The organism is Streptomyces sp. NBC_01775, from assembly GCF_035917675.1.
Taxonomy (GTDB): Bacteria; Actinomycetota; Actinomycetes; order Streptomycetales; family Streptomycetaceae; genus Streptomyces.
Genome location: NZ_CP109104.1, coordinates 1,455,921 through 1,482,412, shown reverse-complemented (window position 1 = coordinate 1,482,412; position 26,492 = coordinate 1,455,921). Strand labels below are relative to the sequence as shown.

Sequence of the window (26,492 nt, the reverse complement as noted above, 5' to 3'; positions counted from 1 at the left end):
AAGGGGGAGCCGCCGTGGTGGCGGACCCCGGCGGGGCACGGCCACGGCCAAGGGGGGCCACGATGAGCGTTCCGGCGCAGCGCAGATCGCCCAGGGAGCGGGAGGAACTGCTCTCCGGCGCGGCCCGGGCCCCGGACGCGGCCCGGCTGTTCGCCTTCGCCGCCGAGCGGATGCGCCGCCTCGTCCCCTACGACGCGGCCGTGTGGCGGGTCACCGACCCCGTCAACGGCATGATGACGGCGCCCGTGCACGCGGAGAACATCGACGGCGCCGAGTGCGCGGCCTACTGGGAGTGCGAGCTGCTCGCCGAGAAGGTCAACCTCTTCCGCGACCTGGCCCGCGCCCCCCTGCCGGTGGCCGGCCTGTGGGAGAGCAGCGAGGGCCGCCCGACCCGCAGCGCGCTCTACCACGACTTCATGCGCCCCCGGGGAGTGCACGACGAACTCCGCGCCGTGCTGCGCGTCGGCGACCGGACGCACGGCTACATAAGCCTGTTCCGGGAGCGGGGCCGCGACCCCTTCACGTCCGCCGACAGCAGGTTCGTCGGCACCCTGGTCACCCCGCTCGCACGGCTCCTGCGTTCGTTCAACGTGCCGCTGGGCGCGCCGCCCGGCGCCCGGGGCGGCCAGCCGGGGCTGCTGCTCTTCGACACCGGCGGCTCCCTCGTCTCCGTCAACGAGGCGGCGCTCGGCCATCTCCACGAACTCCCCGACGGGCCCACCACCCCCACCGGGCTCGGCTACCGCATCCCGGTGTGGATCCACAGCACCGCCATGAAGGCGCGCGCGCTGGCCCGGGACGGCGAACGCGGCGACGCACGCGTCCGGCTGCGCACCCGTGCGGGGCAGTGGCTGGTGTGCCACGCCTCGTGTCTGCGTTCGGCGGACGGGACGCTCCAGTCCTTCGCCGTCGTCATCGAGCCGGCGGGCCTGGGCGAGATCATCCCGCTGATCGCCGGGGCCTACGAGATGTCGGGGCGGGAGCTGGAGGTGACCGTGCACGTCGCGCGCGGCATGTCGACCGAACGCATCGCCCAGGAGCTGTACCTCTCGCCCCACACGGTGCGCGACCACATCAAGGCGGCCTTCGAGAAGGTCGGCGTCACCAGCCGTGGCGAGCTGGTCGGCAAGCTGTTCATCGAGCACTACGCCCCCCTGGCGGAGGCCGAGGGGGGCGGGCGCGAGCTGTAGCTGGAGGACCCGCGGGAGCGGCCTTGTGCTCACTGGTAGAGCAGGGCCTTGTCCCAGTCCTCGTCGGGGCCGAAGAGGCTGCGGGGCTTGACCACGTCGGGCATGGCCCGCAGCAGTTCGGTGGGCAGCAGGCCCCCGGGACGCAGGGCCTCCACCGAGGCGGTGACGCCGAGCCGGCTGCGGAGGGCCTCGGTGAGCCGCGCCGCCGCACCCTCGGCGCGGTCCGGCGCCGCCTCGATCTGCACGCGCAGCCGGCCGGGCTCGGCGCGGGCGCGCCAGAACAGCACCTCATCGGCGTCCGGAAGCCCGAAGACCAGCTCCTCCAAGCGGTGCTGGGTCACCTTGCGGCCGTTGACGTCGTGCCCGAAGGCGGAGCGGCCCAGCACGGTGACCGTCGGCAGGTGCCAGCCGCAGGGGCACTCCTCGTAGGACACCTCGACCGTGTCCTCCAGGTTGTAGCGGACCAGCGGCATGGCCTCCCGGTAGAGCGTGGTGACCACCAGCTGCCCCGCGCCCTCGGGGGAGCAGACGCCGGTGTCCGGGTCGAACACCTCGAACCGCGCCCGGTCCGCCCACAGATGCAGCCGTCCCTCGGGGCACTCACCCGCGAGCGTCCCGGTCTCGGTGGAGCCGTACTCCTCCACGACGGGCACGCCCCACAGCCGGCTGATGCGCTCCCGGCGCGGGCCGCTGAGCGGCTCCCCGCCGACGAACAGGGCGCGCAGCGCCGGGAAGTCGGCGGCCCCCGGCTCGTACCCGGCGGCCCGCGCGCCCGCCGCCCACAGCAGGCACTCCGTCGGCATCGACCAGGTCAGCGTGACCTCCAGGTCGTGCAGCGCCCGCACGATGCGCGAACAGGGCGTCGCCAGCGAGCGGTTGTCGCCGGGGACCACGGTGGCGCCGTTCAGCCGGGCGGCGGCGTGGGCCAGGTGCCCGGTCAGCAGCAGCGCGTAGGGCGTCCTGACGAGCAGGGTGTCGGAGGGTGTGATGCCGACGTGCTTGCGCGCGAAGCGTTCCGCCAGGTCGGTCCAGTCCTCGGCCGTGTAGTAGGAGGGGGTCGGGTGGCCCGCCGTGCCGCTGGACTCGTGGTAGGTGGCCAGTCGCTCCTTCTCCACCGCCAGGAGGCCGAAGGGGTAGTTGTCGCGCAGGTCCTGCTTGGTCGTCAGCGCGAGCCCCGCCAGGTCGTCCGAGCCGGACGGCTGGGCCCCGGAGCCGAAACGCCGCGCGTAGAAGGGCGAGCGGGCCGCCCAGGAGAGGCTGAGGGCGAGCTGCTTCTCCTGACCCTCCAGCAGTTCCTGAGTGCCGCGCCAGTCTCCGAGCTGCGGCAGGATCGAGTTCATACGAGGTCCTCCCCGAGTATGCGGTGGGCGTTCTCCCAGGTGATGCGGGACAAGGTGGCGCTGTCGAGGCCGAGCGCGGCGACCTTGGCCAGCTCCACCCCCGGGTCCTGCAAGGGGTACTCGGAGCCGAAGAGCACCCGGTCGCTGCCGAGTTCGTCGAGCGCGGCGCGGAGGGTGACCGTGTAGCCGCCCGAGGTCTCGACCAGCACATTGGGGCTCTCGCGCACGAGCGAGAGGCCCCAGACGTCGATGTTCCCGATTCCGCAGTGGCCCATCACGAAGGTCACCGAGGGGAAGTCGGCGGCCAGCCGCACCAGGTCGGCGACGCCGGAGCCGGGCAGCGGCAGACAGACGGTGTAGACGCTGTGCCCCGTGCGCTCCGCGGTCTCCGCCAGCGCCGCCGTCCGGGGATCGGACAGCGGCACTCCGTGCACGGCGGGCGAGATCTCCACGGCCGCGTGGAGCTTGCCCTCGGCGGCGTAGGCGTCCGGGTTGTGCGGGCTGGCGAAGTAGCAGGGGACCAGGCGCTCGTGGTGCGCCCGGCACACGGCGAGGGCCGCGCCGTTGTCCGCGTCGTCGGTGACCCCGCCGCCCTCGATGAACTGCCGGGAGATCCGTGCCAGCGACGCCGTGCCGCCCGGGGTCACCACGGCGCGCCGGATGCCGTGCGCGTCCATGGCGGCGAGCAGCCCGGCGGCGGCGTCGGCGGTGGGGCGCAGCCGGACGCGGAAGTCGAACAGCGCTTCCGCGCCCGGCAGCCGGGCAGCGCCCAGGGGCTCCGTCACGACCCGCTGCCCTCGGCCGGGCCGGTGCCGGGCCCGCCGTCCGCGCCGGGCCCGCCGTCCGCGCCGGGCCCGCCGTCCGTGTCGTCCGCGGCCCCGTTGCCGCTGACGAGGTCGAGCACCTCGCCCCAGTCCGCTGGCGGAGCCTCCCCGCGCCAGGCGATGTGCTGGTCGGGACGGACGAGGACGAGGTCGCGCTCCCACACGCCACGCGCGTGCGGGTCGTCCACGGCCAGCACATCGAGCGGCATCCCGCGCTTGCCGGCCACGGCGGTCACGTCCTGGCCGAGGTCCTTGCCGGAGAAGTCGACCAGCGTGAATCCGTCGGAGAGCCGGTCCAGCAGGGGTGCGCCGTCCGGCAGCCGCACACTCGGTGCCCGTCCGCCCGGCCAGGTGGAGGGCGTGATGCCGGTCCACTGCCAGTCGGGCGGTGTCTCGCCCGCGCCGTCCTCGCCGAACACGAGCGGGGAGGAGCTGTACCGGTAGCCGAAGTGGATGCCGGTGTTCTCGATCTGGTAGCGCTCCTGGGCCAGATAGCCCGCCAGATGGCTGGGCGGGGTGCCGGCCGCGGCGAGCTGCGGGAAGCGCTGCCACACCTCCAGGAGGTTGAAGCACATCTCCCGGTTGAAGAGCGCGACCGGGCGGCGCTCGGCCTCGTAGGAGTCCAGCAGTCCAGGGCCGCCCCAGCCCTTGAGCACCCCGGCCAGCTTCCAGCCCAGGTCAACCGCGTCGCCCAGGCCGGTGTTGGCGCCGTGGCCGCCCATGGGGTAGAACTCGTGCGCCGCGTCCCCGGCGAGGAAGACCCGCCCCTCGCGGTAGCGTTCGGCCACTCCCATGCGGCCCCGCCACCGGGTGACCTTCAAGACCTCCTCGACGGTGATGTCCGTGCCCAGGCGGCGGCTGAGCACCCCGATGGGGTCGCGCTCGAAGCCGGTGTCCTCCAGGACGGGGAAGAAGGCGGTCCAGGTGTCCTTCTCGTCCCGGGAGACCAGGGTCGCGCCACCGGCGGAGATACCCAGGAAATACCTGCCGTGCGGGCGCAGCCGGGGATCGGTGCTGCGGAAGTAGACGTCGCAGTGATCCGTCTCGGGCCCGACGATCGGCACGGTGATGGCCGTGCTGCGCCGCACCGCGCTGCTGGCGCCGTCGCAGCCCACGACGTAGCGAGCCCGTTCGGTGTACTCCTCGCCGGTCGCCATGTCGGTGAGCGTCGTCGAGACCGTCCCGTCCGGCAGTTGGGTCAGCTCGCGGAAGGCGGTGCCGGTGCGCAGTTCGACCAGCGGCTCCTCACCCGCGCGCCGCCGCAGCAGCTCTTCCAGGATGTTGCCGGGCAGCCGCTGGTAGGGCTCCAGCGGGCTGGTGCCGTCGTTCCGCTCGGCGATGCTCGCGAACACGTCGTCGACGGACGGGTGGGTCCATTCGTCGACGGGCGGCTCGGCGAAGGAGCGGAACCACTGGAAGTTGAAGGAGTGCCGCGCGGGGATCCCGCGGGCGCGGATCTCCTCTGCCACTCCCAGACGGCGGAACAGCTCCATGCTGCGGCCGTTGACGAAGTCCATTTTCGGGTGCAGCGACGGCGCGTCGTGCCGTTCCACGAGGAGGCTGGTGACGCCGTGATGCGCCAGTTCCAATGCGAGTGTCGAGCCGACCGGACCAGCCCCCACGATCAGCACGTCGTGTTCGCCGGGCTGTTCGGCCGAAGTATGCCGTTTTCCCATGGTCCGAACTCTGCCGAGGAGCGGGACGGCACACATCACGCGATCGCGCGATAGTCCCCGCCGGGCCCGCGCGGCGCCCCCGCGCGGGCCCGGCGGCAGGCGGGCGCGGGACCTGGCCGGGGGCCCGGCGGGAGGCGGGCGGGGGAGGCTCAGGCCTTACGTCGCCGCAGGTCGTCGGCGAGCCCGGGGAGGGAGCCGCTGAAGGAGCGCAGGTAATCCAGGACGGTCTCCAGCTCCTCCTCGGTGTGCGCCGCGCACCAGGTGTCGAGGGCGTCCAGGACCGGGGTGTACAGCTCTCCGGTGCGCTCCCGCTGGGCGTCCTCCGGATGGATGATCACCTTGCGGCGGTCGTCCGGGTCCTTGGCGCGGCGGGCGAACCCCGCCTGCTCCAGGCGGTCGACGACGCCGGTGACCGCGCCCGTGGTCAGCCCGGTCAGCTCGGCCAGCCGGCCGGCGGTGAGCGGGCCCGCGTGGTCGAGCACCCCCAGGCAGAGCAGGTCGGTGCTGCCGATGCCGAGCCGGGCCGCGACGGCCTGGTCGACCAGCGCCTGGCGGGTGGCGGCCGTACGTGCCTCCCGGTAGATCGACCGCGTCAGCTCCCGGCGGCGGGGGGCTCCTGTGTGGTGCCGTGTGTCGCCCAATGCTGTTGCACATCCCTCACGAAGTAAATATCTTAGAAGCTAAATTACATCAATCCGCAGCGACTGTCCTCGAAGGGACCTCTCAGCATGAGCAGTGAATCAACACCGGCGCCCCCGCCGCCCGGGACCCAGGAGAGGGACGGCGGCCAGGACGCCGGGGGGCGGGCCACGGGCGTCCTGGCCGTCGTCCTGATCGCGGTCTTCGTGGACGTCCTGGACGCCAACATCGTCAACGTCGCCATCCCCGCCATCCAGAGCGACCTGGGCGCCTCGAACGCCGCCATCCAGTGGTCCCTCATCGGATACACCCTGCCCTTCGCCCTGATGCTCATCACCGGCGGCCGGCTCGGTGACATCTTCGGCCGCCGGCGCCTCTTCCTCCTGGGAATGGCGGGCTTCACCCTGGCCTCCGCCTTATGCGGCTTCTCGGCCTCCCCCGGGATGCTGATCGCCGGACGCGTCGTCCAGGGCGCCATGGCGGCCATGATGGTGCCGCAGGTGCTCTCGATCATCGCCGCCACCATCCCGCCCGCCAAGCGCGGCAGCGCCTTCGTCCTCTACGGAATGATCGCCGGAACCGCCAACGTCAGCGGCCCCATCCTGGGCGGACTGCTCCTGAAGGCCGACCTGTTCGGGCTCGACTGGCGCCCCATCTTCCTGGTCAACCTGCCGGTGGGCATCTGCGCCTTCGTCATGGCCGTGCGCCTCCTGCCCGAGAGCAAGAGCGAGAAGCCGCTGAAGCTGGACCCGCTCGGCGTCGTCCTGATCACCGGCGCACTGCTGGCCATCCTCTACCCCCTGCTCCAGGGACGGGAGCTGGGCTGGCCCGGCTGGGGCTGGGGCCTGATGGTCGCGGCGCTCCCGGTGATCGCGGCCTTCGCCCTGTGGCAGCGGCGCAAGCACGCGGCCGACGGCTCACCGCTGGTGCCGCCCACGCTGTTCCGGCTGCGCGGCTTCAACGCCGGACTCGTGGTGATGCTCACCTTCCTCACCGCCATCATCGGCTTCTTCCTCATCCTGACCCTCTACCTCCAGCAGGGGCTGGGGTATTCACCGCTCGCGGCGGGCGCCGCCAGCCTGCCGTGGCCCATCGGGGTCACCCTCGCGGCGATCTTCATCAGCAACGCGGGCGCGGCACCGAAGCGGATCGTCGTCACCCTCGGCGCCCTGGGCATGGTCGCCGGGCTGCTCCTGCTGATCGGCACCATCCAGCTGGCCGGCACCGGCATGAGCGGCTGGTATCTGGTTCCCTCCCTGCTGGTCGGCGGCCTGGGCATGGGCCTGGTGATGGCGCAGGCGACCAACGTCAGCCTGCTGGACGTCCCCGCCTCCGACTCGGGCGCCGCCTCCGGCGTCTTCAACGCCGTGATGCAGGCGGGCGGCGTCGTCGGAGTCGCCCTCATCGGCGTCCTGTTCTTCGGCGCCGTCGGCGGCCAGGCCGGGTCCGGATCGGCCTCGGTGGAATCGGCGCTGCGCGGTGACCTGCGCGCGGCCTCCGTCGACGGCGCGGCGCAAGACCGCGTCCTCGCCGACTTCCGCGCCTGCCACAAGCAGCAGATGGACGACCAGGAGGGCGCGGCGGCCCAGCGAGGCTGCGCCGGAGCACTGGCGTCCGCGCCCGCCGAAGCACGGCCGGCGGTCGGCAGGGCCCTCGCGGACGCCTCCAAGGACGCCCGCGCCCACACCTACACCGACGCGATGCAGCGCACCCTGTGGTGGAGCGTCGGCCTGCTGGTGCTCGTCACCGCGCTCACGGCCCTGCTGCCGCGCGGCGGCGACGCGCCGCAGGACGACGAGCAGGCCCAGGGCGAAGGCCCCACGCCGGAGGAAGCCGCCGAAGGCGCGGCCCCCGCTTCCGGGGAGCCCGTCCGGCCCGGCAGCTGACCCGCACGAGAAGGCGGGCCCGCGAACACCGCGGGCCCGCCTCCTTGTCCGTGCTGCGCTGCGGGTGCGCCCCAAGGGGCGCGGGAACTGCGCGATCAGCCACGAGGGACCCGCGGTCGGAAGCACGCCTAGAGGGGCACTTCGCGGGCCGTACGCCCCTCGCGGGCGTCGAGGCCGAAGGCCGTGTGCAGTACGCGTACCGCCTCGGTCAGCCGGTCGGAGGGCACGAGAGCGGAGGCCCGGATCTGGGAGGTGAGGATCCACATCGTGGGGATGCCCGCCTCGGACAGGGCCCGGAGCATGCGCGCCGTGCACTCGGGCCGGTTGAGCAGCCCGGTGCCCAGGACCGTCACCTTGCCCACCTCGCTGTCGACCCGGATCCGCCCGCCCAGCGTCCCGGCCAGCCGCTCCAGCGCGGGCCTGGCCTCGCGCAGTTCGCTGCGCCGGGTGGCGAAGCCCATCCGGAACTCCTCCTCGTGCGGCCCGGAGCGGGCCACCAGGTCCACCGGCAGCGCGTACTCGGCCAGCACGGTGAGGAACTCCGCTGCCATGTCCCGGGCCGTGCCGGCACAGTGCACCAGCACGCGGGCCACATCCGCGTCGTGGGTCACGGCGGTGATGGCCGGTGCGGTCTCCAGCGCCGTCTCGTAGGTCCCCGTGATCACTGTTCCCGGTCCTTCCGTGGAGGAGCTCAGCACGAGGGTCTCCACCTCGTGCGTGGCGGCCAGTTCCACAGCGCGCGAGTGCAGCACCCGCGCACCGGTGAAGGCCATCTCGGCCATCACGTCGACGGGCACGCTCGGCAGCAGCCGGGGGGCCGCGACCACCCGGGGGTCGGCGCTGTAGACGCCGTCGACGTCGGTGTAGATCTCACAGCGTTCGGCGCCCAGCCCCGCCGCCAGTGCGACGGCGGTGGTGTCCGAGCCGCCCCGGCCCAGCGTCACCGTGTCGCCGCTGGAGTTGACGCCCTGGAACCCGGCGATCACCGGGACGACACCGGCCTCCAGCAGCCCCAGGATGCGCCCCGGCGCCACCCGGTCGACGAGGCCGGCGCCGTGCCGCCCCAGCGCGCGGACCCCCGCCTGGCCGCCGGTCAGCGACAGCGCACGGGTCCCGCGCTCGTGCAGCGCCATCGCCATCAGCGCGGCCGAGGCGACCTCACCGGTGGCCAGCAGCTGATCGGCCTCCCGGAGGTCGCCGTGCGGCGCGAAGCCGCGGGCGCGCGCGAGCAGTTCGTCCGTGGCGTCGCCCTGGGCCGAGACGACCACCACGACGCGGCTGCCGCGCACCCGCGCCGCGCTGATCCGCGCGGCGGCGTGCCGCATCTGCTCGGGGGTGGCCAGCGAACTGCCCCCGTACTTGTGGACGACGAGATTCCGGCGCCGCCCCCGCGGCGCGCCGGAAGCGCCGGAAGCACCCGAAGTGCCCGGAGCGCCGGACGCGCCGGGCCCCGCCAAGGTGCGCTGGCCCGGCGCCGGTCCGTTCCTCTCGGAGATCATCGCGGTACCGGCCGTCCCTCGACGACGCGGAAGTCGCTCGCCTCGATCTGCGCGGAGATCCCGGCCAGTTCGAAGCCGGCCGCCTCGAAGACCCGCCGCATCTCCTCCTCGGTCCGCTCGAACCCGCCGGCCGTCAGCACCAGCATGTTGACGTCGCTGAACGCGGTCTCGACACACACCGACTCCCGTGCGGTGACAGGCAGGACGGGCTCCAGCACCAGCAGCCTGTCCGCCTCGCCCACCGCCTCCCGGCAGGTGCGCAGCAGCGCGACGGCCCGCTCGTCGTCCCAGTTGTGCAGCACGCTCTTGAGGAGATAGCCGTCGCCGCCCTCGGGGACCTTGTCGAAGAAGTCGCCCTCCACGACCTCGGTCCGGCCCGCCAGCCCGGCACCCGCCAGCTGCTCGCGCGCCTGCCCGGCCATGGCGGGCGTCTCCAGGACGACTCCGCGCTGTCCGGGGGTCTCGCGCAGGATCGCGGCCAGCAGCGTGCCGTCGCCCCCTCCGACGTCCACGAGGGTGCCGTACGGCGAGAAGTCGTATCCGGCCACGATGTACGGCGCCTCGAAGGCGGCGTTCGTGCCCATCGCGTCCCGGAAGACCTGCGCGAAGTGCGGGTTGCGTGCCACGTAGGAGTAGAAGTCGGTGCCGTGGAGGGTGTCGAAGGCGGCCTCGCCCGTGGTGATGCTGTGGGTCAGCCGCCCCCAGGACTGCCAGAACTCCTCGCCGCAGAACAGCCGGACGATGTCGGTGAGGTGGCCGGGCGACGAGGAGTCCAGCAGCGCCCCGGCCGGAGCCGTCGCGAACGTGCGCGGCTCCGGCTCCGTCAGGATGCCGAAGGCCGCCAGCGAGCGCAGCAGGCGGTAGAGGGACGGGGGGTGGGCCCCGGTGAGCGCTGCCAGCTCGTCGCTGCCGCGCGGGCCGTCCCTGAGCAGTTCGGGCACCCGCAGTTCCACCGCCGTGCGGATCATCTGCGAGGTCATGTAGCCATACGTCATCCGGACGAGCAGTGCCCGGGTGGCGGCGTCGTCGTTCGTCATCGTTCCTCCTTCGCGAAGTGCGTGGGGCGGGCCGGGCACGGACGGGCGCCGGAGGCCGTCTCGCCCCCGGCGCCCGGTCCGCCGATCACGCGCCGACAGGAATGCCGGCCAGCACGCAGGTCACCACGGCGTCGAAGGAGTCGACGACGGTGTCGGCGCCCGCCGCCGTCAGCTCCGCCGCCTCCGCGACCCCGTAGCCGACGCCGATGGTGGCCATACCGGCCGAGACGCCCATCTCGATGTCGCCCACGGCGTCACCCACCACGACGCACTCCTCGGGCGCGAGACCGAACTCGTCCGCGACCCGCAGCGCCATGTCCGGGTGGGGCTTGCCGCGCGGGACGCTGTCGTGCCCGGCGATGGCGTCGAACAGCTCGTGGATGCTGGTGAGTTCGACGGTCTTGACGGCCGCCGCGTGCACCTTCGAGGTGGCGATGCCCAGCTTCCGGCCGGCCTCGCGCAGATGCAGCAGCCCGGAGGCGACACCGGGGAAGAGGAGCCTGCGGCCCTCGGCGCGCACATGCTCACCGAACAGCCGGCGGTACTCGCCCATGGCGTGTCCGACATCGGCGTGGTCGGGGGCCAGCCCCAGCAGCTGGGCGAAGTTCTGGTCCAGCGGCTTGCCCACCGTCGCGCGGATCTCCGCCTCGACGGGGGAGCGCCCCATCCCGCTGAGGATCTTCGCGGTGACGGCCGTGATCGCGGGAGCCGTGTCGGCGAGAGTGCCGTCCAGGTCGAAGATCACGCCCCGCCGAACGGGGCCGGTGGGAGCGGACATCTCAACTCTCCTTCTGTACGGCGGACAGCGCGACGGCGAACTCACCGGCGAGCCTGGCGTTGCTGATGAGCACCGAACGCGTGGCCGCGCCCGAGCGGCCCGCTGTCGCCTCACCGACGGCGCGCATGAGGAACGGGCTGATCGCGTTGCCGACCACACCCGCGCGGTCGGCCTCCTCCAGCGCGCCCTGGATGACGCGCTCGATCTCCTCGCCGTCCAGCGCGTCCTCCTCGCTGATCGGCGCGGTGAGCAGTACCGAGCCGCCCTTGTTGACCTCCCAGTGCAGCAGCACGGAACGGGCGGCCTCGGACAGGTCGTCCACCCTGGGCACCGGCACGTCCGACTCGCGGACGTAGAAGGCCGGGAGGGTGTCGGTGCGGTATCCGAGGAGCGGAATCCCCGCGGTCTCCAGTACCTCGGCCGTCAGCTTGAGGTCGAGGATGCTCTTGGACCCTGCGCACACCACCGTCATCCGGCTGCGGGTGAACTGCTGGAGGTCGGCGGAGATGTCGAAGGTCTCCTGGGCCCGCCGGTGCACCCCGCCGATGCCGGCTGTGGAGAACACCGGGATGCCCGCGCGCTCGGCGCCCACGATGGTCGAGGCGACGGTGGTGGCGCCCAGGCCGCCCCCGGCCATGACCCGGCCGATGTCCCGGGCGCTGACCTTCGGGATGCCCTTGGACCGGCCGAACCTCTCGATCAGCTGCTCGTCCATGCCGACCACGAACCTGCCGTCGGCGATGCCTATGCTCGCGGGCACGGCTCCGGTGTCGCGTACGGCCTTCTCCAGCGCCACGGCGATCTCGACGTTGGCCGGATAGCCGGGCCCGTGCGCGATGAGGGAGGACTCCAGCGCCACCACGGGGCGGCGCTCCGCGACAGCGGTACGGATCTCCTCGCTGATGTGTGTCAGTGCGTCCATCTGTGCTGCTTCCTCTCCAAGGGTTTACGAGTGCGGCGGGGCCGAGGGTCCGCGGCGCTCCCACGAGGGGGCCACGGGGCTGCCGGTGCCGGTGCGGCGCCGCAGCGCCGGGTCGGCCAGCGCCTCGGGGGTGTAGTGCGAGTCGGCGGTGTTGAGCACCGTGCCGGGCGGCACGCAGGCGTCGATACGGTCGAGCAGATCGGCGTCCAGCACCGTGTCGGCCGCCGCCAGCAGGCCCCGCAACTGCTCCGGGGTGCGCGGGCCGATCAGCACGGAGGTCACCGCCGGGTGGTTGCGGACGAAGCCGAGCGCCATCTCCATCAGCGTCAACCCGGCGTCCGAGGCGAGCTTCGCCAGCTCGGCGACGGTGCGCTGCTTGAGCTGGTTGCCGGTCAGACCGAGGTCGAAGTTGGCGCGGTGCGCCGCCTGCCGGCCCTGGGTCAGGTCGATCTCGCCCTGGTACTTGCCGGTCAGCCAGCCCTCGCTCAGCGGGCTCCAGGTGGTGACCCCGAGGCCGTGCCGCAGGCAGGTGGGGAACGTGGCGGCCTCCGCCGCCCTGTTCAGCAGCGAGTAGGGCGCCTGCTCGGTGCGGAAGCGGACCAGGCCGCGCCGCTCGGCGGCCCACTGGGCCTCCACGATCTCCTCGGCCGGGAAGGTCGTGGTGCCCACGGCGCACACCTTGCCCGCCGTGACCAGGTCGTCCAGCGCGGAGAGCGTCTCCTCGATGTCCGTTTCGGGGTCGGGGCGGTGCACCTGATAGAGGTCGATCCGGTCGGTGCCCAGGCGGCGCAGGCTGTCCTCGACGGCCCGGGTGATCCACCGCCGTGAGTTGCCGGACGCGTGCGGTCCGTCACCCATCGGGAAGTGGAACTTGGTGGCGAGGACGACCTCGTCCCTCCGGTCCGCCAGGGCCTTGCCGACGATCTCCTCCGAGCCGCCCCAGGAGTAGACGTCGGCCGTGTCCACGAAGTTGATTCCCGCGTCCAGCGCCGCCTCGATGACGCCGATCGACTCCTTCTCGTCCGGGTTGCCCCAGACGCCGAACATCATCGTGCCCAGACACAGCGGGCTCACCTGCATACCGGTGCGGCCCAACGTCCGTAGTTCCACTGCGAATCCTCCTCGTCGCGCGTACGCGGTAGCTGTCGATGGCGGGCGTGCCGCTCGCCGGGCCGTCCGGCGGTCAGGAGCCGGAGTGCGCCCACTGGTTCCAGGGCTGCGCCGCGATCCACTGCCGCAGCGGGGTCAGCCGGATGCCCAGGTGCTTCTCCACGGCTTCCGGATCGGCGGTGAAGGAGCTGTCGTCGGCGGCGGCGCGGGCCCAGTGGTAGCCGCCCGCGATCCCGGCGCCCAGCTCCGGGCCGAGGACGGCGGAGACGGCCGTCTCGAAGTCGCCCGGATCCATGGAATGGAAGGTCACGTCGCGCCCCAGCACGTCCTCGAAGAGGGTCGCCAGCCGGGGCCCCGTGACCGCCTCGGCGCCGCCGACGCGCAAGGCGGTGCCCACCAGTTCGTCGGCGCCGTCGAGCGCCGCGACCGTGGCGGCGGCCATGTCGTCCAGCGACATCCAGCTCACCGGCAGGCTGTCGGACAGCGGGAAGGCCAGCACCCCGTCGTTGACGAGCGCGGGGGCGTGGCCCGGGCCGAAGAGGTTGTCCAGGTAGAGCGGCGGGCGCAGCACCGTGACCGGCAGGCCGCTGGCCACCAGCGCCTCCTCCGCGATCCGCCGGGTCTCGAAGGCCGGATAGCCGGTCGGCGCGTGCGGGACGGGCAGGTTGGTGTTGAACACCAGGCGCCGCACCCGCGCCTCCCGGGCTGCGTGCACGAGGTTGGCCGCGTAGCCGGAGGCCACCTCGGCGTCGTAGACCAGGGGCAGGCTCGCGGCCACCCGCGTCACCCCCTCGAAGGCGCGGCGCAGGCCCTCGCGGTCCGCCAGGTCCACGGCGTGCACCTGTACGGGGGAGCCGGTGTCCGCGCTCCTCGTGCCGCGCGAGATGCCGACCACGGTGCGGTCCCGCGCGGCCAGGCGCCGGAGCACCGCGCCTCCCTGGGCGCCGGTGGCGCCCATCACGAGATAGCGCTCGGGCTGTGCGTCGGACATGGTGTTCCCTTCCTGTCGGGGGTATGGGCCCGTTCCCGCCGGGGCGTGGGCCGGGCCCGGTCCTGTCGGGGTGTGGTCCGTTGTCAGGGCCGGGGCACCCAGCCGGCCCGGTCCCAGAACTCCAGCTGGCGCAGCTTCGGGGTGGGCGCGATCCGCGCCACGTGTTCGCCGCCGAGCACCAGGGAGCGCGGCGCGCGGGAGGAGAAGACCGGCCACCGTGGCGCGTGCGCGCTGCGGGGGACGCCCGTGTGCGCGAAGGAGGCCACCAGGTCGATGAAGGTGGCCGACACCCGGCGCTCCAGCGGCCCGTCCCCGTACAACGGCGCGTTCTGGGGGATGCCCTGGGTGCCGAACAGGAACGGGGAGGTGGCCTCGTGCGGCGTCCCGTGCCCCGGCGGCAGCACGGGGTGCGCGAAGTCCATGTGGTATTGCGGGGCGCGGCTCTCCTGGGCGCGGCGTTCGGCCAGCCGCAGGATCTGGTAGCGGAACAGCCCGTCGCCGTAGATCTCCGTGTAGAGCGAGAGCGGGTCCTGGGGCAGCCCCTCGGCCCGAGCGGCGGCGCGGTAGGCGTCGAGCACGCCGTCCAGCAGCGGGCCGGGTACGTCCTCGGCGCCGAGCAGGAGGTACTCCCGTGTCATGCGCCGCAGTTCGGCCTCGGTCTCCGGCGCGGGCGCGGTCATGTCCGTGTAGAAGGAGCCCTCGGTACGGGTGTTGACCACCATCGTGGGCAGGCCGGGCGTCGGCAGGGCGTGGTCGTAGCCGGTCATCCACCTCCCGTCGACGACGGGCCCGCGGAAGTACCGGCCGCTGGCGACCGCACGCGATCCCGGGTCGCCCGCGAAGCGGCCCTCCCACGCGTCCATCACCTCCAGCGCGGGCCGCCGCCGCAGCCCGGGGACGGTGGTCTCCAGCTGCCCGGCCACCCCCGCGTAGGAGGTGCGCGCGTCCTCGGGTGTGAGGGCGCCCAGCGGGGTCCACAGGTGCGCGGCGCTGACCGGCACGATGCGGCGGATCAGCTTCCGGGTGGACTCCCGCAGGGCGAGCTGCCAGACGCTGGAGCCGCCCGCGGAGGTGCCGCACAGCGTGATGTTGTCCGGATCGCCGCCGAAGGCGCGGGCGTTGTCGTGCACCCACTCCAGCAGCGCGGCCTGGTCCTGGAGCCCCCAGTTGGCCCCCGCGTCGCCGTCCCCTCCGTCCCCGAACTCCTCGTGCAGCCCGAAGCCGAAGCAGCCGAGGCGGTAGTTGAACGTGACGACGACGAGATCGCCGCGCAGCGCCGGCGCGGTGCCGTCGTACGTCGGGTTGTTGCCCGTGTTGTACAGCCAGGCGCCGCCGTGGACGTAGACGAGCACGGGGCTGCGGCCCGCCGTGTCCGGCGTCCAGACGTTGGCGTAGAGCGCGTCCTCGCTGCCGTCGCGTGCGCCGGGGGAGAGGAAGGGGCGGGAGAACTCGGCCGCCTCGCGCACTCCCGTCCACGGGAGCGGCGGCGCGGGCGGCGCGAAGCGCAGCCGGCCCACGGGCGGCCGGGCATAGGGCACCCCTCGGAAGACGGCGACCCCGGACTCGCGCGCGCCCCGGATCCGACCCGCCGTGGTACGCACCACAGGGCCCGACGACGAGCCCGCCGACGGCCGCGCCGAAGGGGCCGCAGCGGCGGCGGGCCGGGCGCCGGCCGGGATGAGGGCGCCGGCGGCGGCCAGGGCCGCCGACCCGGTGAGCAGGGTGCGTCGGTGCACCGGTGGTCTCCTTCCGAGGGCCGGTGCAACACACCGGCGGACGACGGACTGCGGCTGCGTCAGCCACGGTCAGCCTGGTACGGAAGGGCCCCGCGCCACCTCACGCGAACGCGGGATATGCGGGGCTCACGTGGTCTGCCGGGGCGGACGGCAGCGGGCCGCGCGCGTCGATATGGAGTGCTGTCTTCCGCCCAAGAATTCCTGTATGCATGGCGCTGAGCGCGACGCTCGCGCACGACTCGATCCGTGCTTGAAGAGTTCGTAGAATGAGAGCGGAAGTCCACGGGGGGTGGATCAGCGGACGGCCGCTGCCGTGTTGTTGGTGGCCGACAGCGTCAAAGAGATCAAGCGCCAAAAGATTCAGTGACTGATTCTCGAATTCCCGACTGCGCCGACTCGCAGCGCCTCAGGAGTCCCCGGTCCTGACGCGCGGTCCACACCAGTGGCCTCTCGAAAATCTCCCCCGTGAGTACCGCCGTGCCGTGAACGCGTCACCACGCATTCATCGCCCGGTGCCGTCTACAGCGGCAGAAGTACCACTCGCATCGAGGCCGGCGCCGTCGCCATTCCGAGGGAGATGGGAAAGTGTCCGTAACCGTACTGACGAAGCCGGAGATAATCCAGACAGCGGGCAGGAGCAAAGAGCTGGCCCTATTACGCCGCACGCTGGAGGAGTTACGCGGCGGCACCGGCGGATGCGTAATGATCGAAGGCCCCGGAGGCATCGGCAAGAGCCATCTGCTGGAGGCCGCCGCGAGCGAGGCGGCGCAGCAGGACATCCGGATCATCGCCGCGGGCGCAGCGGGGGGCTCGCCGGCACAGCACACGGGTGGACTCGACTTCGCCGCACACCTCGCGGCACGGTTCGCCGCCGACCCCGGCGGGTCCGGGCCGGTGGACCCGGCGGAAGCGCGCGTGCGGGAACTCGCCCTGACCGAGGGGCCCTTCGTCCTGACCCTGGACGACATCGACGGCGCGGACGAGGCGACAGCGCGACGGCTGGCCGCACTTGTGTCGCGTACGGAGACCCTGCCGGTGCTGTGGCTGCTGGCCCGCAAACCGGCGCTCGCGGTCACCGCCACGAGCCGGGCACTGGAAGAGATCGCCTCCCACCACGCGGTCCGCCTGCGGCTGGGACCGCTGGAGGAGGCCGCGGTCGACGAGATGGCCGCCGCCGCGTTCGGCGCCCCGATGGAGCCCCGGCTCGCGGAGCTGGTCCACCGCTCCGGCGGCGCGCCCGCACTGGTGAAGCTGCTGCTCGACGCGCTCTCGCGAGAGGGCCTGGTACGCATCCGAGGGCAGCGCGCGAGCCTGCGCAGCGACGAGCTGCCCCGCCGGGTCCTGGACGCGGTGGCGCTCAAGATGCACGAGCTGTCCGACGACGCGCGCTGGCTCGTCTCGGCGCTGGCCGTCTTCGACCGGCCCTGCACGCTGCACGAGGCCGGCGCGCTGGTGGGCAGGTCCACCCTCGACATCGTCGCGGCCGTCCACGAGGCCCTCAGCCAGGGCGTCCTGGTCGAACGCGACGGGGGCGTGGACTTCTGCTATCCGCTGACGCGCGACGCGACGTACGACAACCTGCCCGAGACCACGCGGATGGCCCTGCACAGGGAAGCGGCCACCCTGCTCCAGCGGGACGGCAGCTGCGGCACCGACGAGGTGGCCCGGCACATCACCCTCGGCAGCAGACCGGGCGAGGACACCACCGGAAGACTCTTCGCCTTCCTGGAGCGCACGGCGCATTCGCCCCAGGGCATCACCGACTCCGTACGCCTGCTCGCCACCGCGGGCCATCACGAGGAGGCACGGGCACTGGTGGCGAGCGTCCTGCGCGGTGCCGGGCCCGACGGACCGGACACGGCCGTCAAGGTGCGTACCCTGCTCGCCGTCGCCTCCGTGTGGCTCTACACCGGCCGGAACGACGGACTGACCGCACAGGCCGTCCGCCACCTCGGGGAGTCCGAACTCCCCGCGCCCCAGCGCTCCCAGCTGCTGGTCGCCGAGGCCGTCGCCCACCTGTGCGACAACGACACCGAGGCCGCCGTCGCCACCGGACGCCGCGCGCTGCGGCAGGGCGAGGAAGACGAGGACGTGCTCTCGCGGCTCCTGGCCGACATGCTCCTCAGCCGCTGCGCCCTGGAGTCGGGCGACCTCGACGAGGCCGTCATCCGGGCCTGCGAGGGCATGCACCTCGCCCAGCTCGGCGGGCGCGAGACCGCCCACCACTACCCCCATCTGATGATGGCGTCCGCACTCGCGGCCCACGACGAACTGGCCGAGGCCGAGATCATGCTGCGCCTCGGAGAGCAGCAGGCCGTGCGCAAGGGAGACACCTGGCTGCGCCCCATGTGGCACTACCAGCGCGCGCTCCTGCGGCTCTCGGCCGGGCGGCTCGCCGAGGCGGAGGAGGCCGCCGAGACCGCGGCGTCCGCCGTCGAACCGAGCAGCCCGGTCGGCTCCGCCGTCCTCGCGCTCCTCAGCCACCTCGCCCTGCTGCGCGACGACATCTCCACGGCCCGCTACCACCTGCGCTGCGCGTCCCTGGGCCCGTTCGACACCATGAGTTCCGCGCCCGAGGACCTGGTGTGGCGGCGCGGCCTGCTGCGGCGCGCCGAGGGAGACACCGCGGGTGCCTTCAAGGCGCTGCGTCCCCTGTACGACACGCTCCCGGCCCGCCCCCGGCTGCTCACGCGTGAGCCGGGGGCCGCGGCGATCCTGGTGGGGGTCGCGCGCTGTGCCGGTTCCAGGGAGCACGCCGCGACGGTCGTGGCCGTCATGCGTGACCTGACGAGCCGTCACCCGTCGATCGGCTCCCTCCAGGGAGCCGCCATGCACGCGGAGGGCGTCCTGCGGGACGACCTGCGCCTGGTGGAGCGCTCGCACGAGGAACGGCGGCTGACGGTCCGGCCCCTCGCACTGGCCGCCGCGCTGGAGGACAGCGGGGTACTGCTGCGCCGCACCGGCGACCAGGGCGGCCAGCAGACGACGACCCGGCTGCGCCAGGCACTGTGCCTGTACGAGAAGGCGGGCGCGTCCTTCCTCGCCCGCCGGGTGCGCGGGCGGCTGGCGGAGCAGCCCGCGCGGCCGAACGCGGCGCAGACCTCGGGCACCGTGCCCGGCTGGGAGTCGCTGACGGAGGCCGAGCGGCGCGTGGGCATCCTCGTCGCCGAGGGGCTGACCAATCGCGAGGTCGCCAAGCGGCTCTTCCTCTCCCCGCACACCGTGGACAGCCATCTGCGCCAGTGCTTCGCGAAGTTCGCCGTCAACAACCGGGTGGAACTGACCAGGGCCGTGGTGGAGCACCACACGCCGGACGATCCCGAGAACACGTGATGTGCCAGGGTCCCGTGCCACGGGAGAGTGACGAGGCGGTGGCGCTCCCAAGGGCGCGCCGCCCGTGGTCCTCCGGCCGCAGCCATGCCGGCCATGCGACGTACAGGGGGCCTCCTCACGCTGGAGGGAACGACCGTGCGAGTACCATCCCCATCCGCCAAGTCCGCACCCCGGGCACCACGCTCCGCGTCCGAGGCGAGTGTCGAGCGCATCCTGGGACCCGACCCCGGGCCCTTCGCCCTCCTGTGGCGCCCCGCCGTGCACGGGCGGGACACCGTGGAGCTGCTCACCGGGCCCGTGCGGGAGCTGCGGGAGCTGAGTGAACTGTCATGGCACCGCGCCGGGACCCCCCGATCCCGGGCGGTGCTCGCCCTGCTGCCCTTCCGTCAGATCGCCGAACGCGGCTTCGACTGCCACGACGGCAAGGAACCCGTGCTGGCCATGCTCGTCGACGAGCGGGCCGACACCTCGGCCCAGGGCCTCCTTCCGCTGCTGGAGCGCCTCCCGCTGCGGGAGGCCGAGGCCGCCTTCGACCTCGACGACGCCGCGTACGCCGCGTGTGTGCGCCGCGTCGTGGACGAGGAGATCGCCGCCGGTGCCGGCGCCAACTTCGTGATCCGCCGCACCCTGAGCGCGAAGCTCCCCGACTACTCCCACCTGACCGCGCTCGCCATGTTCGGGCGGCTGCTGCGCCAGGAGGCGGGCGCCTACTGGACGTTCGTGATCCACACCGGTGAGCGCACCTTCGTCGGAGCCACCCCGGAGCGGCACGTGTGCCTCAACGGGGGCCGGGCCGTGATGAACCCCATCAGCGGCACCTACCGGCACCCGCCGTCCGGCGCCGAACTGGAGGGCCTGGTCTCCTTCCTCGCCGACCGCAAGGAGACCGACGAGCTGTCCATGGTCGTGGACGAGGAACTCAAGATGATGGCCGGAGTCTGCGGGCGCGGCGCCCGGCTGCGCGGCCCCTACCTGAAGATGATGGCCCGCCTCTCGCACACCGAATACCTGCTGGAGGGAGAGAGCGACCGCGACCCGGTGGACATCCTGCGCGCCACGATGTTCGCGCCCACCGTGACGGGCAGCCCCCTGGAGAACGCCTGCCGCGTCATCACCCGGCACGAGCGGGACAGCCGCGGCTACTACAGCGGAGTGGCGGCCCTCATCGAGACCGACCACCGGCAGCGTCCCGTGCTCGACTCCTCGATCCTCATCCGCACCGCGGACATCGACTCCGGCGGCACCCTGCGGCTGAGCGTCGGCGCCACCCTCGTACGGCACTCCGACCCGGCCTCCGAAGCCGCCGAGACGCGCGCCAAGGCGGCGGGGCTGCTGGATGCGACAGGACTGCGGCTGGCCGGGGAGACGGACCAGCCGTCGCCGGAGGGCCGGAAGGCGGGGGCTGCCGTCGCCGAAGAGCCCTCGCCCCACCCGCGCCCCGCCCACGCGCTGCTCGCCGGGCACCCGCGTATCCGCGAGGCACTGGCGCGGCGCAACGCCCCGCTGGCCGGATTCTGGCTGGAGGACCCGCCCAAGGACACCCCGCAGGCGGACCGGCCCGAGCCTTCGCAGCCGCTGCTGGGCCTGGACACCCTGGTCGTCGACGCCGAGGACACCTTCACCGGCATGCTCGCCATCCAGCTGCGCGCCCTGGGCGCGCGCACCACCGTCCTGCCCTACGACCAGGCGGCGGGACGGCCGGCCAGGAGCGGGCCGGACCTCGTCGTGGTCGGCCCCGGCCCCGGCGACCCCAGGGACGACGAGGACCCGCGCATCCGCACCGTCCTGGGCACCGTCGCGCGGCTGCTGGAAGGGCCCACCGCCTTCGTCGCCGTATGCCTCGGCCACCAACTGCTCGCGCGGCGGCTCGGCTTCGAGGTCGTCCCGCGCGCCGTACCCAACCAAGGGCTCCAGAAGAAGATCGACTTCTTCGGACGCGAGGAGCCCGTCGGCTTCTACAACTCCTTCACCGCACACGCCTCCTCCTCCCGCGTGAGCTGCCCCGGGGTGGCGGGCGAGGTGCTGGTCTCCCGCGACCCCGAGGCCGGCGACATCCACGGACTGCGCGGGCCCGGCTTCTCCTCGGCCCAGTTCCACCCCGAGTCCGTGCTCACCAGCAACGGCATCGACCTGGTGGCCGACCTGGCCACCAGCGCCCTCGCGGGCCGTCCGGCGGCCGGCCTCACCACCAGCGACGCACGGAGGAGCGCATGACCAGCCCCGTGAGCCACCCGGCCGCCCTTCAGCTCCGTACGGACCTTGCGCCTCCGGCCCCCCTGGCCCAGGACGCGCAAGAGCCCCGCTGGCGCGACCACCCCGAGCTGGGCGAGGTCACCGCGCGGCTCGCCAAAGCGCCGCCGCTCGCGGACGCCGCGGAGATCCGCCGGCTGCGCGAGACGCTCGCCTCGGTCGCGCGCGGCGAGGGCCTCGTCCTCCAGGCGGGCGACTGCGCGGAGAGCCTGGAGGAGTGCGGCCCCGTCCAGGCCGACCACCGCGTCAGTGTGCTCGACCAGCTCGGCGACCACCTCCAGCGCAGCTCGGGCCGCCAGGTGGTGCGCATCGGGCGGCTGGCCGGACAGTTCGCCAAGCCCCGCTCCCAGCCCACCGAGCGGGTCGACGGCCGTGACCTCCCGGTCTTCCGGGGCCACATGGTCAACTCCGAGGAGCCGACGGCCGAGGCGCGCCGCCCCGACCCCCGCCGCATGCTGCGCGCCTACGAGGCCAGCGGCGCCGTCTTCGAGGCGCTGCGCGGCCACCGGGGGGAGCGGACCGCGGGCCCCTGGGCCAGCCACGAGGCGCTGGTGCTGGACTACGAGACCCGCCTCGTGCGCGTCGACCCGGTCACCGGCGAGCCGCTGCTGACCTCCACCCACCTGCCGTGGGTCGGGGAGCGCACCCGGCAGCCCGGGTCGCGCCACGTCGCCCTGCTGGCGTCGGTGGCCAACCCGGTCGCCTGCAAGATCGGCCCGTCGGCCACCCCCGACGAGGTGCTGATGCTCTGTCAGCACCTGGACCCGGCGCGCACCCCGGGCAGGCTCACTCTGATCGTCAGGATGGGGCGGGCCCGGATCTCCGAGGCGCTGCCGCCGGTCGTCGCCGCCGTACGCCGGGCCGGTCACCCCGTGGTGTGGCTGTGCGACCCCATGCACGGCAACACCGTCAAGGCAGCGGGCGGCCTCAAGACGCGCTACCTGCCCGACCTCATCGCCGAGGCCGCCGCCTTCCGCGCGGTGCTGGACCGGCAGGGGCAGCACGCGGGCGGCGTCCACCTGGAGGTCGCGGCGAGCGGGGTCACCGAGTGCGTGGGCGGGCCCGTCACCTCTCAAGAGCGCCTCACCGAGCGGTACACGACCCTGTGCGACCCGCGGCTCAACCCGGAACAGACCCGCCGCTTCCTGAACACCTGGGCCTGAACGTCTCGGCCCGAACACCTCGGCCCGGGGCTTCGGTCCCGGGCCGTCCAAAGGGGGAATCCATGAGCACCACAGCCGGCCCGGACCGACCGGGTCCTGTCGCACTCGTCACGGGCGCGGCCGGCGGCATCGGCGCCGCCGTCGCCCGCACGCTCGCCGCCCGGGGCATGCCCGTCGCGGCGGCCGACGCCGCGGCCGAACCGCTCTCGTCACTGGTCAAGGAGGTGACCGAGGCAGGCGGCGTCGCGCGCGCCTACCCCCTCGACGTGTCCCGCAGCGCGGATGTGGAAGCCGCCGTGACCCGGGTCGAGGACGAACTCGGCCCCATCGGGGTGCTGGCCAACGTGGCGGGAGTGCTGCGCGCCGCGCCCGTCCTGGCGCTGAGCGACGAGGACTGGACGACCACCTTCGCCGTCAACACGGCCGGCGTCTTCCACGTCTCCCGCGCCGTCGGCAAGCGGATGGCCGCACGCCGCGCCGGGGCGATCGTCACGGTCGCCTCCAACGCGGCCTCCGTACCCCGCTCGCAGATGGCCGCCTACGGCGCCTCCAAGGCCGCGGCCACCTCCTTCACCAAGACCCTCGGGCTCGAACTCGCCGAGTACGGCGTGCGCTGCAACGTCGTGGCGCCCGGGTCCACCGACACGCCCATGCTGCGCAAGCTGTGGCACGACGACCAGGGCGAAGAGGCCACCTTGCGAGGCGACATGGCGGCCTACCGGGTCGGGATTCCGCTGGGGAAGCTCGCCGCGCCGCAGGACGTGGCCGAGGCCGTCGTCTTCCTGCTGTCGTCCGCCGCTTCCCACATCACCATGCACGACCTGTACGTGGACGGCGGCGCCGCGCTCGGCCGCTGACGACCACCGACCCCAAGGAGGCGTCCGCGGTGCGGATACCCGACAACGTGACCTACCCGATGCCCCACGCCGAACGGGCGCCGGGCGAGACGGACCTGTGGCGGCTCTGCCCCGAGCGCGCCGTGGTGCTCGTCCACGACATGCAGCGCTACTTCCTCGACTTCTTCGCGCCCGACGCCTCACCCCGCAAGGAGCTGGTGGCGCACACCGCCGCGCTCGTCGGGGCCGCCCGCGCCGCCGGGGTGCCCGTCCTCTACACGGCGCAGCCCGGCGCCATGTCCCGCCAGGACCGCGGGCTCCTGCACGACGTGTGGGGCCCGGGTATGACCGCCGACCCCGCCCACCAGGAGATCCTTCCCGAGGTGGCGCCACGCGAGGGCGAGACCGTGCTGACCAAGTGGCGCTACAGCGCCTTCGCACGCACCGACCTGCTCACCCGGCTCGCCGCGATGGAGCGGGACCAGCTGGTGATCTGCGGGGTCTACGCGCACATCGGCTGTCTGATCACCGCCGTGGACGCCTTCACCTCCGACATCCAGCCGTTCCTGGTGGCCGACGCGCTGGCCGACTTCACCCCCGAATACCACGCGCTCGCCCTGGAGTACGCCGCGGAGCGCTGCGCCGCGACCCCCACCAGCGCCGAGCTGCTGCGGGTACTGAAGGGTGCCCGCGCGGACGGCGGCGCGGCCGGAGCGCGCGCGGTGACCTCGCATGCGGGCTGAGCCCAACGGCCGGGCTGAGCCCAACGGCCGGGCCGAGCGCAACGGCAGGGAGGCACCGGCCGCGCCCGCGCGGCGGATCGTCGTCGGCATGACCGGCGCGACCGGCGCGGTGTACGGGATCCGGCTGCTGGAGGCGCTCGCTGCCGTCCCCGGCGTGGAGACCCAGCTGATCCTCAGCCGGTGGGCCCGCTCCACCATCGCTCTGGAGACCGACCGGACCGTGGCCGAGGTCGCCGAGCTGGCCGACGTCTGCCACGGTCCCGACGACCTGGGCGCGACGGTCGCCAGCGGCTCGTTCCCCACCGACGGCATGGTCATCGCGCCGTGCAGCATGAAGACGCTCGCGGCCATCAGGACCGGCTACACCGAAGGCCTCATCGCCCGTGCCGCCGACGTCACCCTCAAGGAGCGCCGGCGGCTGGTGCTCGTACCCCGGGAGACCCCGGTCACCGAGGTGCACCTGGAGAACATGCTCACGCTCTCCCGCATGGGCGGCGTCGTCATGCCGCCGGTGCCCGCCTTCTACAACCACCCGCGCACGATCGACGACCTCGTGGACCACCTGGTCTCGCGCGTGCTGGACCAGTTCGGCGTCCAGGCGCCCGCCCGCCGCTGGGAGGGCATGCGCGCGGCGCGACTGCGCGCCACCTCCTAGTGCTCCGATGGAAGTCCGGTGGGTCATCTGCGGGCCCGTCGTGGCTGGTCGCGCAGTTCCCCGCGCCCCTTTGGGGCGCCGGACCCGCCTGGCCGCACCACCGGACACACCGACGACGCCCACGAACCACCACGACGCCCACACTCCCTGGAAGGCGGCGAACCGTTGCCGTACGACGATCTGCGCGGCTACCTCGAAGCACTGGACAAACACGGCCAGTTGCTCCGTATCGAGGAGCCGGCCGACCCGGAACCCGACCTCGCGGCGGCGGCCAACGCCGCGGCCCGCATGGGTGCCGACGCACCGGCCCTGTGCTTCGAGAACGTGACGGGCTACTCGACCGGCCGCGTCGCGCTCAACGTGCACGGCTCCTGGGCCAACCACGCCCTCGCGCTGGAGCTGCCCCCCACCACCCCCGTCAGCGAGCAGGTCGCGGAGTTCAGCCGCCGCTGGGAGTCCTTCCCCGTCGCGCCCGAGCGCCGCGCCGACCCCCCGTTCCTCCAGAACACGCTGGAGGGCGAGGAGGTCGACCTCTACCGGGTGCTGCCGCTCTTCCGCCTCAACGCGCACGACGGCGGGTTCTACGTCGACAAGGCCGCCGTGGTCACCCGGGACCCCGAGGACCCGGAACACTTCGGCAAGCAGAACGTGGGCATCTACCGGCTCCAGTGCAAGGGCAGGCGCCACTTCGGCATCCAGCCCGGCTCCATCCACGACATCGCCCGGCACCTGCGGGCCGCCGAGGAGCGCGGCGAGGACCTGCCGGTGGCCATCGCGCTGGGCAACGACCCCGTCATCTCGATCGTGGCGGCCACCCCCATGGCGTACGAGGAGTCCGAGTACGAACTCGCCGGAGCGCTGCGCGGCGCGCCCGCGCCGATCACCCGGGCGCCGCTCACCGGCGTCGACGTCCCGTGGGGGTGCGAGGTGCTGCTCGAGGGCGTGGTGGAATCCCGCGTCCGGGAAATCGAGGGCCCCTTCGGCGAGTTCACCGGGCACTACTCGGGGGGCCGCAGGATGCCGGTCATCCGCGTCGACCGGATCTCCTACCGGACCGACCCGCTCTTCGAACACCTCTACCTCGGCCTGCCCTGGACCGAGATCGACTACCTCATGGGGCCCGCCACCTGCGTGCCGCTGCTCCAGCAACTGCGCGCGGAGTTCCCCGAGGTGGTCGCCGTCAACGCGATGTACACCCACGGCCTCGTCGCGATCGTCTCCACCCGCTCCCGCGTCGGCGGGTTCGCGCGCGCGGTGGGGCTGCGGGTGGCCACCACGCCGCACGGGCTGGGCTACTGCAAGGTCGTCATCGTCGTCGACGAGAACGTCGATCCCTTCGATCTGCCGCAGGTGATGTGGGCGCTGTCCACCAAGTTCAACCCCACGGACGACCTCGTCCAGCTGCCCGGGATGTCGATCCTGCCGCTGGACCCGTCCTCCGACCCGACCGGGATCAGCGGCAAGGTCGTGCTCGACGCCACCACGCCCGTCGCCCCCGACCGGCGCGGCAGACACACGACTCCGGTGCGGGACCTGCCCGAGACCGGCGCCTGGCTGGAGCGGCTGCGCGCCCTCGCCGAGGAGGCACGCCGATGACCGGTCCCCGTCCGGCAGGAGAGCCCGCCGTGACCTGCCCGAGGTGCCTGGCGGAGCGCGTGGAGACTGTCACGGTCGCGCCCGAGGGCGGGGTGTGGGAGGTCCGGCAGTGCACCCGCTGCTGGTACGCGTGGCGCACCACCGAACCGGCGGCCAGGACGACGCCGGAGCTGTTCCCCGAGGAGTTCCGGCTGACGGAGCAGTCCATGGACACCGCACCCGAACTTCCCGCGATACCCCCCCTGTTGGAACGGGCGCGGGTGCGGGCGCGCGAGGAGAGGAGCTGAC

The 26,492-nt window shown here is 73.3% G+C and carries 21 protein-coding genes; 10 read left to right on the top strand and 11 right to left on the bottom strand.

What is annotated here, in order from left to right; translation table 11 throughout:
- The first annotated feature begins 62 nt into the window (after positions 1-62).
- The gene (locus OHB04_RS06855) at positions 63-1,190 is read left to right on the top strand and encodes a response regulator transcription factor (protein ID WP_326686792.1); all 1,128 of its coding nucleotides are present in this window, start codon (positions 63-65) and stop codon (positions 1,188-1,190) included.
- Between the two features lie 29 nt (positions 1,191-1,219).
- Here the strand turns inward: OHB04_RS06855 and OHB04_RS06850 are convergent, their stop codons facing one another.
- The 4 genes from OHB04_RS06850 to OHB04_RS06835 all read right to left on the bottom strand — a co-directional run bounded on the left by OHB04_RS06850 (position 1,220) and on the right by OHB04_RS06835 (position 5,671).
- Positions 1,220-2,530, bottom strand: coding sequence for a phenylacetate--CoA ligase family protein (locus OHB04_RS06850; RefSeq protein ID WP_326807034.1), 1,311 nt, complete (start codon positions 2,528-2,530; stop codon positions 1,220-1,222).
- Positions 2,527-3,315 carry an amidohydrolase family protein gene (locus OHB04_RS06845; RefSeq protein WP_326686790.1) on the bottom strand — a complete coding sequence of 263 codons (789 nt, stop codon included), beginning with the start codon at positions 3,313-3,315 and terminating at the stop codon, positions 2,527-2,529. The genes OHB04_RS06850 and OHB04_RS06845 overlap by 4 nt, the downstream gene beginning before the upstream one ends.
- Complete coding sequence (locus OHB04_RS06840; protein ID WP_326807033.1) at positions 3,312-5,030, bottom strand: FAD-dependent monooxygenase; 1,719 nt, start codon at positions 5,028-5,030, stop codon at positions 3,312-3,314. Before OHB04_RS06840 ends, OHB04_RS06845 begins: the two co-directional genes overlap by 4 nt.
- 149 nt (positions 5,031-5,179) lie before the next feature.
- A complete protein-coding gene (locus tag OHB04_RS06835; RefSeq protein WP_326686788.1) occupies positions 5,180-5,671 on the bottom strand; it encodes a MarR family winged helix-turn-helix transcriptional regulator in 492 nt (163 codons plus the stop codon).
- Positions 5,672-5,758: 87 nt separating this feature from the next.
- On the opposite strand from OHB04_RS06835, the gene OHB04_RS06830 reads away from it, so the two are divergent.
- Positions 5,759-7,555: a DHA2 family efflux MFS transporter permease subunit gene (locus tag OHB04_RS06830; RefSeq protein WP_326807032.1), complete on the top strand. Its 1,797-nt coding sequence runs from the start codon at positions 5,759-5,761 to the stop codon at positions 7,553-7,555.
- Positions 7,556-7,683: 128 nt separating this feature from the next.
- Here OHB04_RS06830 and OHB04_RS06825 read toward each other — a convergent pair whose 3' ends face one another.
- From OHB04_RS06825 to OHB04_RS06795, 7 genes are all read right to left on the bottom strand, one after another.
- Positions 7,684-9,054, bottom strand: coding sequence for an aspartate kinase (locus OHB04_RS06825; RefSeq protein WP_326686786.1), 1,371 nt, complete (start codon positions 9,052-9,054; stop codon positions 7,684-7,686).
- Positions 9,051-10,091, bottom strand: a complete 1,041-nt coding sequence (locus OHB04_RS06820; protein ID WP_326807031.1) for a methyltransferase — start codon at positions 10,089-10,091, stop codon at positions 9,051-9,053. The genes OHB04_RS06825 and OHB04_RS06820 overlap by 4 nt, the downstream gene beginning before the upstream one ends.
- Before the next feature lie 85 nt (positions 10,092-10,176).
- Positions 10,177-10,869, bottom strand: a complete 693-nt coding sequence (locus tag OHB04_RS06815) for an HAD family hydrolase (protein WP_326686784.1) — start codon at positions 10,867-10,869, stop codon at positions 10,177-10,179.
- A gap of 1 nt (position 10,870) precedes the next feature.
- On the bottom strand, positions 10,871-11,791 hold the full coding sequence (locus OHB04_RS06810; RefSeq protein ID WP_326686783.1) for a pseudouridine-5'-phosphate glycosidase: 921 nt from the start codon (positions 11,789-11,791) through the stop codon (positions 10,871-10,873).
- A 24-nt stretch (positions 11,792-11,815) separates the two neighbouring features.
- Positions 11,816-12,901: an aldo/keto reductase gene (locus tag OHB04_RS06805; RefSeq protein ID WP_326686782.1), complete on the bottom strand. Its 1,086-nt coding sequence runs from the start codon at positions 12,899-12,901 to the stop codon at positions 11,816-11,818.
- 73 nt (positions 12,902-12,974) lie between these two features.
- Complete coding sequence (locus OHB04_RS06800) at positions 12,975-13,892, bottom strand: SDR family oxidoreductase (protein ID WP_326686781.1); 918 nt, start codon at positions 13,890-13,892, stop codon at positions 12,975-12,977.
- Between the two features lie 83 nt (positions 13,893-13,975).
- Positions 13,976-15,628, bottom strand: a complete 1,653-nt coding sequence (locus OHB04_RS06795) for a carboxylesterase family protein (RefSeq protein WP_326807030.1) — start codon at positions 15,626-15,628, stop codon at positions 13,976-13,978.
- A gap of 585 nt (positions 15,629-16,213) precedes the next feature.
- On the opposite strand from OHB04_RS06795, the gene OHB04_RS06790 reads away from it, so the two are divergent.
- From OHB04_RS06790 to OHB04_RS06755, 8 genes are all read left to right on the top strand, one after another.
- Positions 16,214-18,961, top strand: coding sequence for an AAA family ATPase (locus OHB04_RS06790; protein WP_326807029.1), 2,748 nt, complete (start codon positions 16,214-16,216; stop codon positions 18,959-18,961).
- A 93-nt stretch (positions 18,962-19,054) separates the two neighbouring features.
- Positions 19,055-21,175 (top strand): anthranilate synthase family protein, encoded by a 2,121-nt coding sequence (locus OHB04_RS06785; RefSeq protein WP_442814785.1) that lies wholly within the window; start codon positions 19,055-19,057, stop codon positions 21,173-21,175.
- Entirely contained in the window at positions 21,172-22,374 is a 1,203-nt protein-coding gene (locus OHB04_RS06780; protein ID WP_326686777.1) for a 3-deoxy-7-phosphoheptulonate synthase, read from the top strand. Before OHB04_RS06785 ends, OHB04_RS06780 begins: the two co-directional genes overlap by 4 nt.
- 62 nt (positions 22,375-22,436) lie before the next feature.
- Positions 22,437-23,231 (top strand): 2,3-dihydro-2,3-dihydroxybenzoate dehydrogenase, encoded by a 795-nt coding sequence (locus tag OHB04_RS06775; protein ID WP_326686776.1) that lies wholly within the window; start codon positions 22,437-22,439, stop codon positions 23,229-23,231.
- 29 nt (positions 23,232-23,260) lie between these two features.
- Complete coding sequence (locus OHB04_RS06770) at positions 23,261-23,953, top strand: isochorismatase family protein (RefSeq protein WP_326686775.1); 693 nt, start codon at positions 23,261-23,263, stop codon at positions 23,951-23,953.
- On the top strand, positions 23,943-24,608 hold the full coding sequence (locus OHB04_RS06765) for a UbiX family flavin prenyltransferase (RefSeq protein WP_326686774.1): 666 nt from the start codon (positions 23,943-23,945) through the stop codon (positions 24,606-24,608). Before OHB04_RS06770 ends, OHB04_RS06765 begins: the two co-directional genes overlap by 11 nt.
- Positions 24,609-24,773: 165 nt before the next feature.
- Positions 24,774-26,204 carry a non-oxidative hydroxyarylic acid decarboxylases subunit C gene (locus tag OHB04_RS06760; protein WP_326686773.1) on the top strand — a complete coding sequence of 477 codons (1,431 nt, stop codon included), beginning with the start codon at positions 24,774-24,776 and terminating at the stop codon, positions 26,202-26,204.
- Positions 26,201-26,491: a non-oxidative hydroxyarylic acid decarboxylases subunit D gene (locus OHB04_RS06755; protein WP_326686772.1), complete on the top strand. Its 291-nt coding sequence runs from the start codon at positions 26,201-26,203 to the stop codon at positions 26,489-26,491. The genes OHB04_RS06760 and OHB04_RS06755 overlap by 4 nt, the downstream gene beginning before the upstream one ends.
- Position 26,492 lies beyond the last annotated feature (1 nt).